This is a genomic window from Psychrobacter sp. NG27, assembly GCF_016106655.1.
Taxonomy (GTDB): domain Bacteria; phylum Pseudomonadota; class Gammaproteobacteria; order Pseudomonadales; family Moraxellaceae; genus Psychrobacter.
Genome location: NZ_JADGIN010000010.1, coordinates 40,324 through 54,052, shown reverse-complemented (window position 1 = coordinate 54,052; position 13,729 = coordinate 40,324). Strand labels below are relative to the sequence as shown.

Below are 13,729 nucleotides of genomic sequence, written 5' to 3'. Positions count from 1 at the left end.
TCAAATAAGTGAGGCATCGCTGACTGTCACAACCCACTACAAAAAAACCTTAGATAAAAGAGATAGCACCATGGCAAAACGCTTAGAAAATAATTTTCAGTTTTTAGATGTACCTCGTTTTGACCCAAGCAAAAAAGACATTGCCACACGCTCAACTGAGTTTGTTGAAATTTATAAGCCATTTGAAAACGAAGCCGTCGCACAACAAGCGCATCGCTGTCTTGAGTGCGGTAATCCTTACTGCGAGTGGAAATGCCCCGTACATAACTATATTCCTAACTGGCTAAAAATGGCCACCGAAGGACAAATATTTCAAGCGGCTGAATTGTGTCATCGTACCAATACCTTGCCTGAGGTCTGCGGGCGAGTGTGCCCACAAGATCGTCTGTGTGAAGGCGCTTGTACGTTGAATGATGGCTTTGGCGCAGTGACGATTGGTAATGTCGAAAAATACATCAACGATACCGCTTTTGCCCTAGGCTGGCGTCCAGACATGTCTGAAGTTGTTTGGACAGACAAAAAAGTCGCGATTATTGGTGCAGGACCAGCAGGTCTTGGCTGTGCAGATATTTTGGTTAGAAACGGCGTCAAACCGGTTGTCTTTGACAAACGCCCTGAGATTGGCGGCTTACTGACTTTCGGTATCCCTGAGTTCAAAATGGAAAAAGACGTCATGCGCAATCGCCGTGTGATTTTTGAAGACATGGGTATGGAGTTCCGTCTAGAAACAGAGATTGGTACAGACGTCACTATTGATGAGCTATTGGCTGAATACGATGCCGTGTTCATGGGTATGGGTACATACACCTATATGCGCGGTGGGTTTGCTGGTGAAGAGCTGACAGGCGTCTATGATGCACTAGATTACCTGATTGCCAACGTGAACCGTTGTAATGATTGGGAAAAGAATCCCGAAGAATATATCGACTTTAAAGGCAAAAGAGTGGTCGTACTAGGTGGCGGCGATACAGCAATGGACTGTAACCGTACTAGTATTCGTCAAGGTGCTGAGCAAGTGGTCTGTGCCTATCGCCGTGATGAAGAAAATATGCCAGGCTCACGCCGCGAAGTGGTCAATGCTCGTGAGGAAGGCGTTGAGTTTTTATTCAATCGCCAGCCTACTGAGATCATTGGTCTGAACGGTAAGGTCAATGGGGTAAAAGTCGTCACCACTCACTTAGGTGCACCGGACAACCGTGGTCGTCAGCGTCCTGAGCCGATTCCTAATTCAGAAGAGATCATCGCTTGTGATGCAGTGATTATGGCCTTTGGTTTTAGACCGAGTCCTGCTGACTGGTTTGAGTCTCAGCAAGTGGCGATGGACAGCTCTGGTCGCGTGTTGGCAGCAGAGAAGCAAACCTTTAAATTCCAGACCAAAAACCCTAAGATATTCGCCGGTGGTGATATGGTTCGCGGCTCTGATTTGGTCGTAACTGCTATTTGGGAAGGTCGTGAAGCCGCTGAAGGTATATTGGATTTCTTGGAAGTATAATGAGATTCGTCTAAACCCAGCGATTGATAAGCAGGTTTTACCTTAAACGTCTTTTGTCCTTTTATGGCCAAAAGGCGTTTTTTTGATAGTTACTTTGTAAATAGAGGCTCGACTGATAGCCTGTTTATGAGTAACCTGTGCTTTTTATTATCTATCTCGATTATTATTTATCTCACTTATCCACTAAAAAGAGTAGTCTTGCGTGAAACCAACCCTTTACCAACGTGTTACTGCGCCATTTATTGAGCCTTATGTTCGCTATCAGCACGCGGATATTTTGCATGCCATACGTTTGGGTGTGGCGGTGATACTCGCTTTGTTACTCAACGGGGTCACCAATTTTCCACATGGCGAATGGACAACCATCACTGTATTTATTATTTTGGGCTTATTACAGTATCAAGGCGCTATTTATACCAAGGCAAAAGAGCGCGTGCTTGGTACACTATTAGGTATTGGCATTGCCCTTGGGGTATTATGGTTCAATCAAAATGCAGGTGCGTGGCTGTGGGTCGATTATGCGCTCATTGGCTTGCTCAGTGGCATCATTGGCTATTTGGCGGTTAGAAATCTTGGCTACACAGGGCTACTAACGGGCATCACCATGTTGATGATTGTCTCTGATTTGGGTAACAACAGTATCGGTCAAGACGGTATTTATCGTGTGCTAAATATTTTGTTAGGTACTGGGGTCGCGGTAGCAGTAACGCTGATTTTACCGCTGAAATCGACCTTAATGTGGCGATTTTTATTGAGTAGTAATCTCGATGCTTGTAGCAGTCTCTATGCTGGCGTGGGTCATCATATTGATGCAACGGATGGCGGGGTAGATGGGAAGACAGATGATACTGTCAAGCAGTCAAACACGGTGGCTTTTGCGGTTAATGAAGTGCCTGTTAATAGGACATTGGTCACAGCATTACAGCAGATTAACAAACGCTTGCTTGCTGTGCGTCCACATCTGGCAGCGACAGCGAGTGAATCAGGCATAAAAAAAGAGACGCTAGAGACCATTCAGCGTACACACCGTAATATTATTGGCACGATTGATTTGTTGTTAAGTGCGGCCCCGCGTCTGGCAAATATCGACATCGATGAAGAGAATCATGTACTGTTGATACATTATCAGCATGAGCTAACCCAAGCGATGCAGCACATGGCAGCAGTGTTGCGCAGTCCAAGTGATGAGGTGTTTCGACCCATTACTCGTATCGCGGTTTCAGACTATCCAAGCGTGCAGCACTTAGCCTTTGAGTGGCAAGGGTATTTTTGGTTGACACAAACCTTGCAAGCCCAGTTACAGCAGCTGAGTGACTTATTGCAAACATCGAAGCCGCACTGGTTTGCTGCCTCTGGTCTGGGCTATCAGCGCCGTGAGCAGCGCAGAATAAAAGAGCAGGGCGGCGAGACGGATTTACATCTATAACGCACAAAAAAACGCTGACCATTTAGGATCAGCGTTTTTATTTTTAAAAGTATACTTTCTTTCTAAAATGCTAAATCAAAACCATTAACGCCCAGTTTTTAGCTTATCCCAATACTGCTGATACACTTGCAAGGCCTCATCGCCGACATCTTCTTGGAATTCAGCTTTTGCCAGTACGTCTTTGGCAGGATAAATCGTTGGGTTGTTGCGGACGCTTTCGTCCATCAGCTCACGTGCTGCTATATTTGGCGACGCATAGCCAATCTCTTCACTCACGATTTTTGCATTTTCAGGACGCAATAAGTAATCAATAAATTTGTGTGCCGCATCAACTTGCTTGGCGTTTTTTGGAATGACGAAGTTGTCCATCCATAAGATAGCGCCCTCGCTTGGATATTTATAAACCAAGCTGGTCAGACCTTCGTCATTGGCCATGACTGCCTCGCCATTCCATGTCATGCCGAGCGATGTTTCACCTTCGATATACGGCATACGTGTGGCATCAGAATTAAAGGTTTTGACGTTTGGCATCAAGGTGGTGAGCTTATCGTAAGCGGCTTTGATTTCGTCAGGATTACTACTGTTACCTGAGTAGCCAAGTGTCAGTAGTGCCATACCAAATACTTCACGCACATCATTGGTGAGCATTACCTGACCTTTATATTTAGGATCCCATAGGTCATTCCAACTATTAATAGTCTTAGGATCGACACTATCGCCATTGATCGCCAGACCGGTGCTGCCCCACATATAAGGGATAGAGTATTTGTTTTCAGGGTCGACTTTGGTATTTGTAAATGAGGTATCCAAGTTTTTAAAATTGCTCAATTTCGACTTATCTAACTCTTGCAATAGTCCTTCTTTCGCCATCTTTTCGACATAATAAGTCGATGGAATCGCTAAGTCATATTGGCTAGAGTCATCCAGCAGTTTGAGCTTGGCATACATCGCTTCGTTAGAGTCAAACGTGGTGTAATTAACCGAGATACCAGTCTCTTCTTCAAAACCATCTAGAATCTCTTGCGGCATATATTCTGACCAGTTATACAGGTTCAGTGTCACATTGCTCGCCGCCGCACTACCGTCAGCCGCATTGTCAGAGTTGCTACAACTGGCAAGCACCAAGCCGACAGTCGCTGCTAATAATGCTTTTGGCACTATACGACCAATATTAGCCATGGTGTGAGTAGTTGGATGGGACGATGATAAGTGGGTCAAAATATCTCTCCTAAATAAAGATAGTGCAAATCAGAAAAATTCAATAAAAAGCCAAAAAGATAAAAGCCTGACATGGCCAATAAAACTATTATGGTCATTACTTTGTGGAATTTAAAGGGTTGTTATCAAGGCAATGCTTAGTAATACTAATAAAGAGAGCTGGCTTGGCTAATCAAATGAATAGCGAAAATAACTTAAAGGCAGGTGATTTTGGGTAGCATTGCTAGTGAGTGACATTGGCTCGAGAAAAGATAATATATAACCATGCTATGATTAGCGCAGGCTCAAGCGCCAAATAGCGACAAGCCTTTGGCTTCTAAAATGCTAATTAACCATACCATAATAATAAAGGATGCAACACAATGACTCAAATCACAACACCTCAAAGCACCTCAACGATCCCAGCACTGCTGACCAATAAAGTCGCCATCGTCACCGGCGCCAGTCGTGGACTGGGTTCAGAGATTGCTAAGCAAATGGCAGCAGCAGGTGCGATCGTCTGCGTCAATTATCTCAGTAGTAAAGAGGCGGCTGACACGGTGGTTGCAGATATCATTGCTGCAAACGGACAAGCATTTGCATATCAGGCAGATGTCACCGAGCTTGAGCAAGTAAAGGCAATGGCTACTGAAGTGGTCAGCCGTTACGGTCGTATCGATATCTTAGTCAATAACGCACTACCGAGCTATCAATTTAACCCAAGTGCGGAGTACACCAGTATCGAGACGGTAAAGTGGGCACACTTTTCGCAGCAGATGGATGGTATTGTTAAAGGCGCATTCAACACTGTACAGGCCGTATTGCCGCAGATGAAAGCGCAGCATATGGGCAAAATCATTAATATCTCAACCAACCTTGTCTACAATCCAGTGGTTACCTATTATGATTACACCACGGCTAAATCAGCATTAATTGGACTGACCCGCAACCTAGCTAGTGAGCTTGGTCAATATGGTATTCGGGTTAATTTGCTGGCAGGTGGATTATTAAAGACCACCGATGCAAGTAGCCTGACCACTGAAGAAGTATTCGATTATATCGCGACCACCACGCCACTGCGCCAAGCAACATCAGTCGCTGACTTTGCCAATTCAGTACTGCTCATGGCCTCTGATTTGAGCATGGCTATTACTGGTCAGTCCATTGCTGTGGATGGTGGTTTGACGATGCCTTAATGAATATCTAAAACACACGCAAGTTTAGATATTATTTTACGGACAAGGTGGCATAGAACGGTTCAAGCACTGCTTGTATGCCACACTCTTCAATCGTCCCAGTGACGAAATCAGCACGTGCAATCAGAGCGGGCTGAGCGTCTCCCATTGCCACGGCAAACCCAACCAAGTCAAACATCTCTAAATCATTCATACCGTCGCCAAACGCCATGCACTCGCTTGCATCTACGGCATAATACTCGCACACGTCTTTGATACCACGGGCTTTAGACGCATCGGCTGGCAATATATCTGCGCCAATTTGATGCCAATGTACCAGCTTTAAATCGTGCTGAGCAAAGTCGATGTCCTGCATTTTTTCTTGTTGGTTATTAAAAAATACTGAGCATTGATAAACAGTGTTTGACTGGTAGTAGTCAGGGTCAACGATAGAGTTTGGCGTGATGGCATTAAACTCCCGCAGACGCTCGTTTTCACCAGACCATGCGATATGAGTGGCTGAGTCAAACTTATGAATCAGCTCGCTCTGTTGGCACAGCTTTACGATCTTATTCGTTTGCTCAGCGGTCAGTGGATAGTGGCTGATTTGACCGCTATTATCAAAGCTATACTGCCCATTCATACAAATAATGGCATCGAGCACATTTGCCTCTAACAACGCTAAAATATCTTCAGGCAGTATAGCTTTTGAGCGTCCTGTCGAAATGACCAGCTTGATATCGGTGTCTGCCAGCTGTTTAAGCATTGCTTTGTTGTGCTCAGCAATAATACCGTTACGACTCAAAGTATCATCGATGTCAAAAAAGATGATTTTTGGGACAGACATTTTGGTAGCTAGACTTTCTTTAGCGATTTTGTCTTCGATAAACATGATGATCCTATTATTTTAGTCATTTCAATACTGATGACTCCGATACTACTACAACACAGCCAATCAGATAAATACCTATCGCGTAACCTGTGTCTCTACAAATATCTCCTTAGCTACCCAGCCAAAGAAGTAACAAAAATCCTAAACGATAGGAGTAACCAAGTATGGGTTATTTACTATAAAGTTATGACTAATTGTTCAGATCAGTCAATAAAATAAGGTTCGAGTTTTTGCCTTCACCAACCTGCCATCTAAAGGAACCATGATGAAAATATTTACCTTAAAATCAGTGACCGCTTTGACCGCCTTAGTGTTATCTGCCAACGCTTTTGCCATGGATGTTACATTTGACGATGCAGCTTGGAATGGTAAAAAAATCCCTGAAGGGCAGCAGTGTTTGAATTATGGTGGCAAAAGCCCAGCCACACCAAGTATGACGGTCTCAAACATTCCAGCCGGTGCGGAGAGCTTGGTATTCGTTTATAACGATGTGAGTAACAAACGTATGCAACATGGTGGACACGGCATGGTAGAGTTTGCGCTGCCAAAGGGTGCTACGAGTGCTGAGATTCCACGCGTGTTCGGGCATACTTATGAAGTACCAGTCGGTATTGAGATGGTGGCAGAATACCGTAGCCGCAAAGGTGAAGTAGGCGGTGCGTACAAGCCGCCTTGTTCAGGTGGCAAAAACCATTTATATACGGTAGATGTACAGGCATGGCAGGGCGATATGGTACTTGCTGAAACCATGATTGAGATGGGTCGGTATTAATCAATCAAGCATTTTAGACAGTGTAAACAGCCGTCTATGCAGTATATAGGCGGCTTTTTAGTGAGCGTGAGTTAGGTTCACCTCTCTATAAAACATGCTAGATTAGTGAGTAGGCAACGCTTTGATTGATATTTGTAACCTCTGAGCACTGAGTAAACACGGGTAAATCGTATGGTATAATTGAGGCCGTGCTATAGGAAAATACAGATTAGACTTGTTAATTATTAGAATAATGATATCGCAGTAATTGTGCCAATTTTTATAGTACAATTGTACTCTGAGAAGTATTGGCATCCTATCTCATCAAAATTCTAAAGCGTATTTCTAGAAATACAATGATGCTAGATAACAAAAAATCATTAAGAAACAAAATGTTATTGATTATACTTTATCTTAAAGTGTATCTTAAATTAGATTAGGTTCTCACAAATAAGGTTTCTTATGACTACAATGACAAGCCAACCTTCAGAAGATAGAAAAAGGCATGGCGAGCATATTCTGATCAACATGACATATATCGCCAAAAATGTCGACTTGGACTCTGGAATCGAACTGACTCGTGCACTTGAGTACTGGCGCAGATATTTTGAAGAAAACGATATCGTTTCAGCGTTAGTAATTAGTGAAGGCTATTTCGTTCAAAGTTTTCAAGGTACAAGGCCTGCTATCAGCACTGCCTTGGCAAAGATACTTGATGAGCATTCGACCATTTTCCCTAACATTGTTAACATAGGGGAAATAGAATCGCGTCAATGGAATGGGTTTTTAATCAAACATCTAACCTCGAGCGTTGAAGATGAAGAATATGCCCTAAAAAACTTTTCGGCAGGTTCTGACTACAATCCCTATCTAATGACAAGTGCTCAGATTGAAAGCTTTTTGGCTGCAATTTTTGAAGAAGTCGAATCTAGTAAATCTTAAAAGGGTATTATCCGCTCCCTATAATGGGTGTCTATTCTAACTCGCGTAAAAAAGCCGTCTATACGTTTGTATAGGCGGCTTTTTGATGAAAGCAAGTTACCAGTATCGGCAGAGGGTGTATTCTTAGCAATTGGACGAAATATTGGTTGATGTTCATAAGTAACTCCCACAATCTTTGACTACTAGAAATGCCTTAGTGATTCCTGTTTGTGGATTGAAAATTGGTATATCGGCACATACAGATGAGAATCCCTAACGATTAGAATAGTGCTATCACACTGACTGAGCTACTTTTTGTTGTGTTATTTTAAGGTAGTAAATGATAAGAACTTGGTCAATTTTCAAGAGTTTAATTGATTATACTTTATGATAAAGTGTATATTAATTTATATACCTATTATATAAATGGATTTTCTTATGCATACAATGGCAGGTCAAATTTCAGAAAATAGGAAAAGACATGGCGAGCATCTTCTGATTAGCCTAACGTATATCGGTAAAAACATTGAATTAAAAACAGGTATAGAATTAACCCGTGCTCTCGAACAGTGGCGAAGATACTTTGAAGACAGTGGATTGGTCGCAGCGCTTGTAATCAATGACGGTTACTTTGTTCAAAACATTCAAGGCTCAAGACCAGCTGTCAATGCTGCTCTAACGAAGATAATTGATGAGCATTTTAAGATTATCCCTAATGTTGTCAAGGTAGAAGAAATAGAAGTACTTCGATGGGATGGGTTCGTAACCAAACACCTGACCGAAAGTGCTGAAGATGAGGAATATGCCTTGAAAAGTTTCTCAGCAGGTTTTGATTTCAATCCTTATTTAATGAAAAGCACTCAGATTGAAAGCTTTTTGACAACGATATTTGAAGGTGCTGAATCCGATAAATTTTAGATGAATAGCATTTATATATCATAAGCGTTATCTATTTTAATTGGCATAAAAAAGCCGCCTATACATTGTGTATAAGCGGCTTTTTATTAAAAATGTTGTGAGCTTGAGCGATTAGTGCGCAAAGCATAGCTATAACCAACTGCTCAGCCTACCTCAACACTTGTCACATTCTGAAAGCCTCTTGGTAGCTGACCACCGCGATTACCACGAACACCCGTATAGTTAGCCAAATCATTTGGCTTGAGTGTGACATGGCGTTTGCCAGCGGTAATGACAAGGCTATCTTGCTGACTGAGAGGCGTAATAGTCAGCACTTCTTCGCCGTCTTTTAACTTGATAAGTTTGTTGCCTTTACCGCGTGCCTGCTCAGGCAGATCATCGAGAGCAAATATCAGTAAATATCCTGCATTGGTCGCGACAGCGACATGATCAGGTGTCAGGTGCGTATTGCTATTGTCATCGTCAGCATTGGCAGTCGCGTCCACTGGTGTATCGATACGTGCGACATGGAGCAATTGACTATCAGCAGCTAGGTTAATGATGTTTTTACCTGCTTTTTGATTGCTATCGAGATTACCAATGGTATTAATAAAACCATAGCCTGCTGAGCTGGCAAGGATAATACGTTGATCGTTATCACCGGTTAATAGCTGCTCAAAGCTGGCACCTGCTGGTGGTTTTAACACACTGGTCAATGGATCGCCTTGACCACGAGCCGATGCGAGATTGTGCGCATCGATACTGTAGCTGCGTCCAGTGCTGTCGAGCACGTAGATTCGCTCGTTGGATTTGCCGCGCACGTGCGCTTGATAGCTGTCACCTGAGCGGTAGCTCATACCAGCGGCATCGACATCATGGCCTTTGGCTGCACGAATCCAGCCCGCTTTCGATAGGATAGCGGTGACAGGCTCGCTTGGTACAAGATCAGACTCTTTTAATGCTTGTGCTTCTTCACGTTCTGCCAATGGTGATACGCGCTCATTGCCATGTTCTTTCATATCGGCTGTCAGCTCGTCAATCATCAGATTGGTCAAACTGTCTGGATTGTCCAGATACTCTTGAATAATGGCACGTTCGGCAGCCAGTTCATCTTGCTCGCGGCGTAGCTCAATCTCCTCTAACTTCGCCAGCTGACGCAGACGAATATCCAAGATAGCATTGGCCTGAATATCAGTCAGGTCATAGTCCTGCATCAATGTTGCTTTCGGATCTTCTTCTTCACGAATGATGCGAATGACTTCATCAATATTAAGATAAGCAATCAGCAAACCTGCGAGGATGTGCAAGCGCTTGTCGATTTTATCAAGACGATATTGCAAGCGGCGCGTGACCACAGAGCGACGACAGACGAGCCACTCTTCCAAGATTTCTTTTAGGTTTTTGACCTGCGGCTTACCATTTAGGCCAATCATATTCATATTAACGCGGTAATTGCTCTCAAGCTCCGTACTGGCAAACAGATGGCTCATGACGCGAGCGACATCGACTCGGGTTGATTTTAGCTCAAGCACGATACGGCAGGCATTTTCGTGATCTGACTCATCATGAATATCAGTGATCCAAGGCAGCTTTTTATCGGTCATTAGCTTGGCGATTTGCTCTTGGATTTTATTACCCGATACTTGATAAGGAAGCGCGTCAATGATGACGAGGTTTTTCTCTTTAGGGTCAACATGGAACGTTGCACGCATTTTATAGCTACCGCGTCCAGTCTCATACATCGCTTGCAAATCTTTTTTACTGGTGATGATTTCAGCTGGTGTTGGCAAATCTGGTGCTGGTATTGATTGGGTAAGCTGCTTGACCGATAGCTCCGGATTTTTAAGCAAGCGAATCGCAGCACGTACCACTTCATTAAGGTTATGCGGTGGAATATCGGTTGCCATACCGACCGCGATACCCGTTGTACCATTTAATAGGATATTAGGCAGGCGGGCAGGTAGGGTGGTTGGCTCTTGCATCGTGCCGTCAAAGTTGTCTTGCCAATCGACCGTACCTTGACCCAATTCTGCGAGCAACGTATTGGCATAAGCAGACATTTTGGCTTCGGTATAACGCATCGCCGCAAAGGATTTTGGATCATCTGGGCTACCCCAATTACCTTGACCTGTGATGAGCGGATAACGATAGCTGAACGGCTGCGCCATCAGTACCATCGCTTCATAACAGGCGCTGTCGCCATGCGGATGGTATTTACCCAAGACGTCACCGACCGTACGTGCCGATTTTTTGGCCTTGGCAGTCGATTTTAGGCCTAGCTCGCTCATCGCATAGACGATGCGGCGCTGCACTGGCTTTAGACCATCAGCGATATTTGGCAGCGCCCGATCCATGATGACGTACATGGCATAGTTGAGATAGGCCTGCTCAGTGAACTCTGCGACTGAGCGAGTATCCATCGGTTCAGTGGGAATGATTGGGGCAATCGTACTATCAATAACATCGGACATAAAATAGGATTCACTTATCAGTTTTAATAGGTATAGATAATTGGTTCAAGCGTGCAAATAGGATAGTGCTATCGTAAAGGATATTGAGGCAATTAAAAAGACGTATATCAGAATAGACGACAGTGCATGACGTGCTTGGTAAAGGTGAATTGGCGATTGTATGATTTGAAGTCAAATCTCTCAGTGAAGCCTCTTTGTATAGCGATAAATATCATAAAGCAGAAAACCAATATAAAAAGCAGCGATGAAGATTCATTAACTGTGTCAACATTGTTACAGAGTATTCAAAATCAACCTCGATGAATATCGATGATTGAATGAGAATTTCGATATAACATTTTGATATTTAATATTTTTTTAGGCGTCAAGGTGATTTGAGAACTCATGCAGCAATCTTTTATATTGAGTAGTTTGTACAAAGTGTGTATGTTAATGAACAAAGGGCTATTTACTGCTATATCGTTCACTCAGCACCATACGATTCAGTCATAGACTTGTTTGCTACCGTTATGTGGCAAGCAATCTCGGATTTTGGTATGTTTATCACACTGTGGTTTGCTTGGGTTGGCGGTAATGTACTATTACTAGGAGAACAAAGATTATGGAAAATCAAGTAAACTTAACCCGTCGTGATGATAAGGTTTGGCTAAAAACGTACGAAGAGCTTGGACTAGAATACGACATTGAACTACCGGCTAATGATACCTCACTCATTGATATTTTTGAGCAAAGCTTTGCTAAAAACAGTGATAAAACGGCCTATATTTGCATGGGTTCATCGTTGAGCTTTAAAGAAGTAGATCTGTACAGTCGTCAAATGGCCGCTTACCTACAGTCATTAGGACTGGTCAAAGGTGACAAAGTTGCGGTCATGATGCCCAATATTTTGCAATTGCCAATCTCGGTCATTGCAGTCCTGCGGGCAGGATATACCTTAGTTAACGTCAATCCATTATATACCACCAGAGAGCTTGAGCATCAACTGACTGACTCACAAGCCAAAGTATTGATCATGGTCGAAAACTTTGCCAAGACCTATCAAGACATCGGTCGCAATGTGGTCGATAAGGTCGTGATTACTGGTATGGGCGATTTGATGGGTACGCTCAAAGGCTTTATGGTCAATACGGTCGTGCGTCATGTCAAAAAAATGGTACCAGATTACAGTATTAGCAACAGCATTCCTTTTAAAAGTGCCCTAAAGCAAGTGGCTGCTAGCAAATATAAGCGCCCAACCGATATCACGCTCGACGATATTGCCGTCTTACAATATACAGGCGGTACGACAGGTGTGGCAAAAGGCGCGATGCTGACACACAAAAACTTGGTCGCAAACTTAATTCAATCTAATACCTTTTTGGGCACCGCCTTTGATGATTTTGATCAAAGAGGTGAGCAGCCTGTCATTATGACAGCATTGCCGATGTATCATATTTTCTCATTCACTGTCTGCGGTATGTTTGGTCTATATCGTGGTTGTGTGGTGCTACTGGTACCAAACCCACGCGATCTTGATAGCTTGTTAAAGGCATACAAAGCCAATCCACCAGCGTTCTTCCCAGCGGTCAATACGTTGTTCAATGCGCTTGCCAATAACGAAGAATTTATCGCGATGGATCATAGCAAGCTGCGTCAGTCGATGGGCGGCGGCATGGCAGTACTGAGTCCAACCGCTGAAAAATGGCGTCAAGTAACAGGCAATATCATTATTCAAGGCTATGGCTTGTCAGAAACTGCACCGGTTGCAACCTCGAACCCTAGCAATAGTAAAACATTTACGGGCACCATTGGTGTACCGATGCCAGCGACTGATGTGGCCATCTTAGATGATGATGGTAATGAAGTGGCACTTGGTGAGCGCGGTGAGATTAGTGTTCGTGGACCACAGGTCATGAAAGGTTACTGGAACCGCGAAGAAGCGACTGCTGAGGTTATGACAGCGGACGGTTTCTTCCGTACGGGCGATATCGGTATCATGGCTGACAACGGATACGTGACGATCGTTGATCGCAAAAAAGATATGATTTTGGTGTCTGGATTTAACGTTTATCCTAACGAAGTCGAAGAGGTCATGGCCGGTCATCCTAAGATTTTGGAGTGCGGTGTTATCGGTATCGAAGACGAGAAGAGCGGTGAGATTCCTAAGATTTACGTCGTACGCAACGATCCTAGTCTGACCACCGAAGAAGTGCTTGAGTACGGTAAAGAGCATCTAACAGGATATAAGCGTCCTCGCCGTGTTGAGTTCATTGATGAGCTACCAAAGTCTAATGTGGGTAAAATCCTACGTAAAGATCTACGTGTACTCGAAGAGAAAAATCACGGTTGATACGGTATTTGATATAGGTACGCTCAAGGTAAGCTGAAGTAGAATGCTTGAGCTCTATGAGTGTACTGATGAAGGATAAGCATAGCTGAAACATGAGTCAAGGTAGGCTGTGATGATCCAAAATGATAAGACTGCAACTATGCTGTCTTATCATTTTTTTGTCTTGATGGTTTTGGGC

At 43.6% G+C, this 13,729-nt stretch carries 10 protein-coding genes; 7 read left to right on the top strand and 3 right to left on the bottom strand.

Annotation, left to right across the window (positions count from 1 at the left end; genetic code table 11):
* The first annotated feature begins 70 nt into the window (after positions 1-70).
* Together IP485_RS12485 and IP485_RS12480 are read left to right on the top strand one after the other, a co-directional pair.
* A complete protein-coding gene (locus IP485_RS12485; RefSeq protein WP_198327482.1) occupies positions 71-1,492 on the top strand; it encodes a glutamate synthase subunit beta in 1,422 nt (473 codons plus the stop codon).
* A gap of 202 nt (positions 1,493-1,694) precedes the next feature.
* On the top strand, positions 1,695-2,918 hold the full coding sequence (locus IP485_RS12480) for an FUSC family protein (RefSeq protein WP_198327481.1): 1,224 nt from the start codon (positions 1,695-1,697) through the stop codon (positions 2,916-2,918).
* A gap of 84 nt (positions 2,919-3,002) precedes the next feature.
* Here IP485_RS12480 and IP485_RS12475 read toward each other — a convergent pair whose 3' ends face one another.
* Positions 3,003-4,136, bottom strand: coding sequence for an ABC transporter substrate-binding protein (locus IP485_RS12475; protein WP_198327480.1), 1,134 nt, complete (start codon positions 4,134-4,136; stop codon positions 3,003-3,005).
* Between the two features lie 362 nt (positions 4,137-4,498).
* Between IP485_RS12475 and IP485_RS12470 the strand changes: the two genes are divergently transcribed.
* Entirely contained in the window at positions 4,499-5,311 is an 813-nt protein-coding gene (locus IP485_RS12470; RefSeq protein WP_198327479.1) for a 3-oxoacyl-ACP reductase, read from the top strand.
* Between the two features lie 31 nt (positions 5,312-5,342).
* Here IP485_RS12470 and IP485_RS12465 read toward each other — a convergent pair whose 3' ends face one another.
* A complete protein-coding gene (locus IP485_RS12465; protein ID WP_198327478.1) occupies positions 5,343-6,182 on the bottom strand; it encodes an HAD family hydrolase in 840 nt (279 codons plus the stop codon).
* Positions 6,183-6,447: 265 nt separating this feature from the next.
* On the opposite strand from IP485_RS12465, the gene IP485_RS12460 reads away from it, so the two are divergent.
* The 3 genes from IP485_RS12460 (at position 6,448) to IP485_RS12450 (ending at position 8,772) form a co-directional block, all read left to right on the top strand.
* Positions 6,448-6,954 carry a hypothetical protein gene (locus tag IP485_RS12460; RefSeq protein ID WP_198327477.1) on the top strand — a complete coding sequence of 169 codons (507 nt, stop codon included), beginning with the start codon at positions 6,448-6,450 and terminating at the stop codon, positions 6,952-6,954.
* Positions 6,955-7,395: 441 nt separating this feature from the next.
* Positions 7,396-7,875 (top strand): BLUF domain-containing protein, encoded by a 480-nt coding sequence (locus tag IP485_RS12455; RefSeq protein WP_194364561.1) that lies wholly within the window; start codon positions 7,396-7,398, stop codon positions 7,873-7,875.
* Positions 7,876-8,292: 417 nt separating this feature from the next.
* Positions 8,293-8,772 carry a hypothetical protein gene (locus IP485_RS12450; RefSeq protein WP_198327476.1) on the top strand — a complete coding sequence of 160 codons (480 nt, stop codon included), beginning with the start codon at positions 8,293-8,295 and terminating at the stop codon, positions 8,770-8,772.
* Positions 8,773-8,915: 143 nt separating this feature from the next.
* Here the strand turns inward: IP485_RS12450 and parC are convergent, their stop codons facing one another.
* A complete protein-coding gene (gene parC / locus IP485_RS12445; protein WP_198327475.1) occupies positions 8,916-11,222 on the bottom strand; it encodes a DNA topoisomerase IV subunit A in 2,307 nt (768 codons plus the stop codon).
* A gap of 601 nt (positions 11,223-11,823) precedes the next feature.
* Here parC and IP485_RS12440 point away from each other — a divergent pair.
* Entirely contained in the window at positions 11,824-13,551 is a 1,728-nt protein-coding gene (locus IP485_RS12440; RefSeq protein WP_198327474.1) for an AMP-binding protein, read from the top strand.
* Positions 13,552-13,729: the final 178 nt, after the last annotated feature.

Excerpts from the sequence above, each read along its gene's own strand:
- IP485_RS12455 (WP_194364561.1), top strand. The coding sequence starts at position 7,396 with ATGACTACAATGACAAGCCAACCTTCAGAAGATAGAAAAAGGCATGGC.
- IP485_RS12485 (WP_198327482.1), top strand. The coding sequence starts at position 71 with ATGGCAAAACGCTTAGAAAATAATTTTCAGTTTTTAGATGTACCTCGT.
- IP485_RS12440 (WP_198327474.1), top strand. The coding sequence starts at position 11,824 with ATGGAAAATCAAGTAAACTTAACCCGTCGTGATGATAAGGTTTGGCTA.
- IP485_RS12465 (WP_198327478.1), bottom strand. The coding sequence starts at position 6,182 with ATGTTTATCGAAGACAAAATCGCTAAAGAAAGTCTAGCTACCAAAATG.
- IP485_RS12460 (WP_198327477.1), top strand. The coding sequence starts at position 6,448 with ATGAAAATATTTACCTTAAAATCAGTGACCGCTTTGACCGCCTTAGTG.
- parC (WP_198327475.1), bottom strand. The coding sequence starts at position 11,222 with ATGTCCGATGTTATTGATAGTACGATTGCCCCAATCATTCCCACTGAA.
- IP485_RS12450 (WP_198327476.1), top strand. The coding sequence starts at position 8,293 with ATGCATACAATGGCAGGTCAAATTTCAGAAAATAGGAAAAGACATGGC.
- IP485_RS12470 (WP_198327479.1), top strand. The coding sequence starts at position 4,499 with ATGACTCAAATCACAACACCTCAAAGCACCTCAACGATCCCAGCACTG.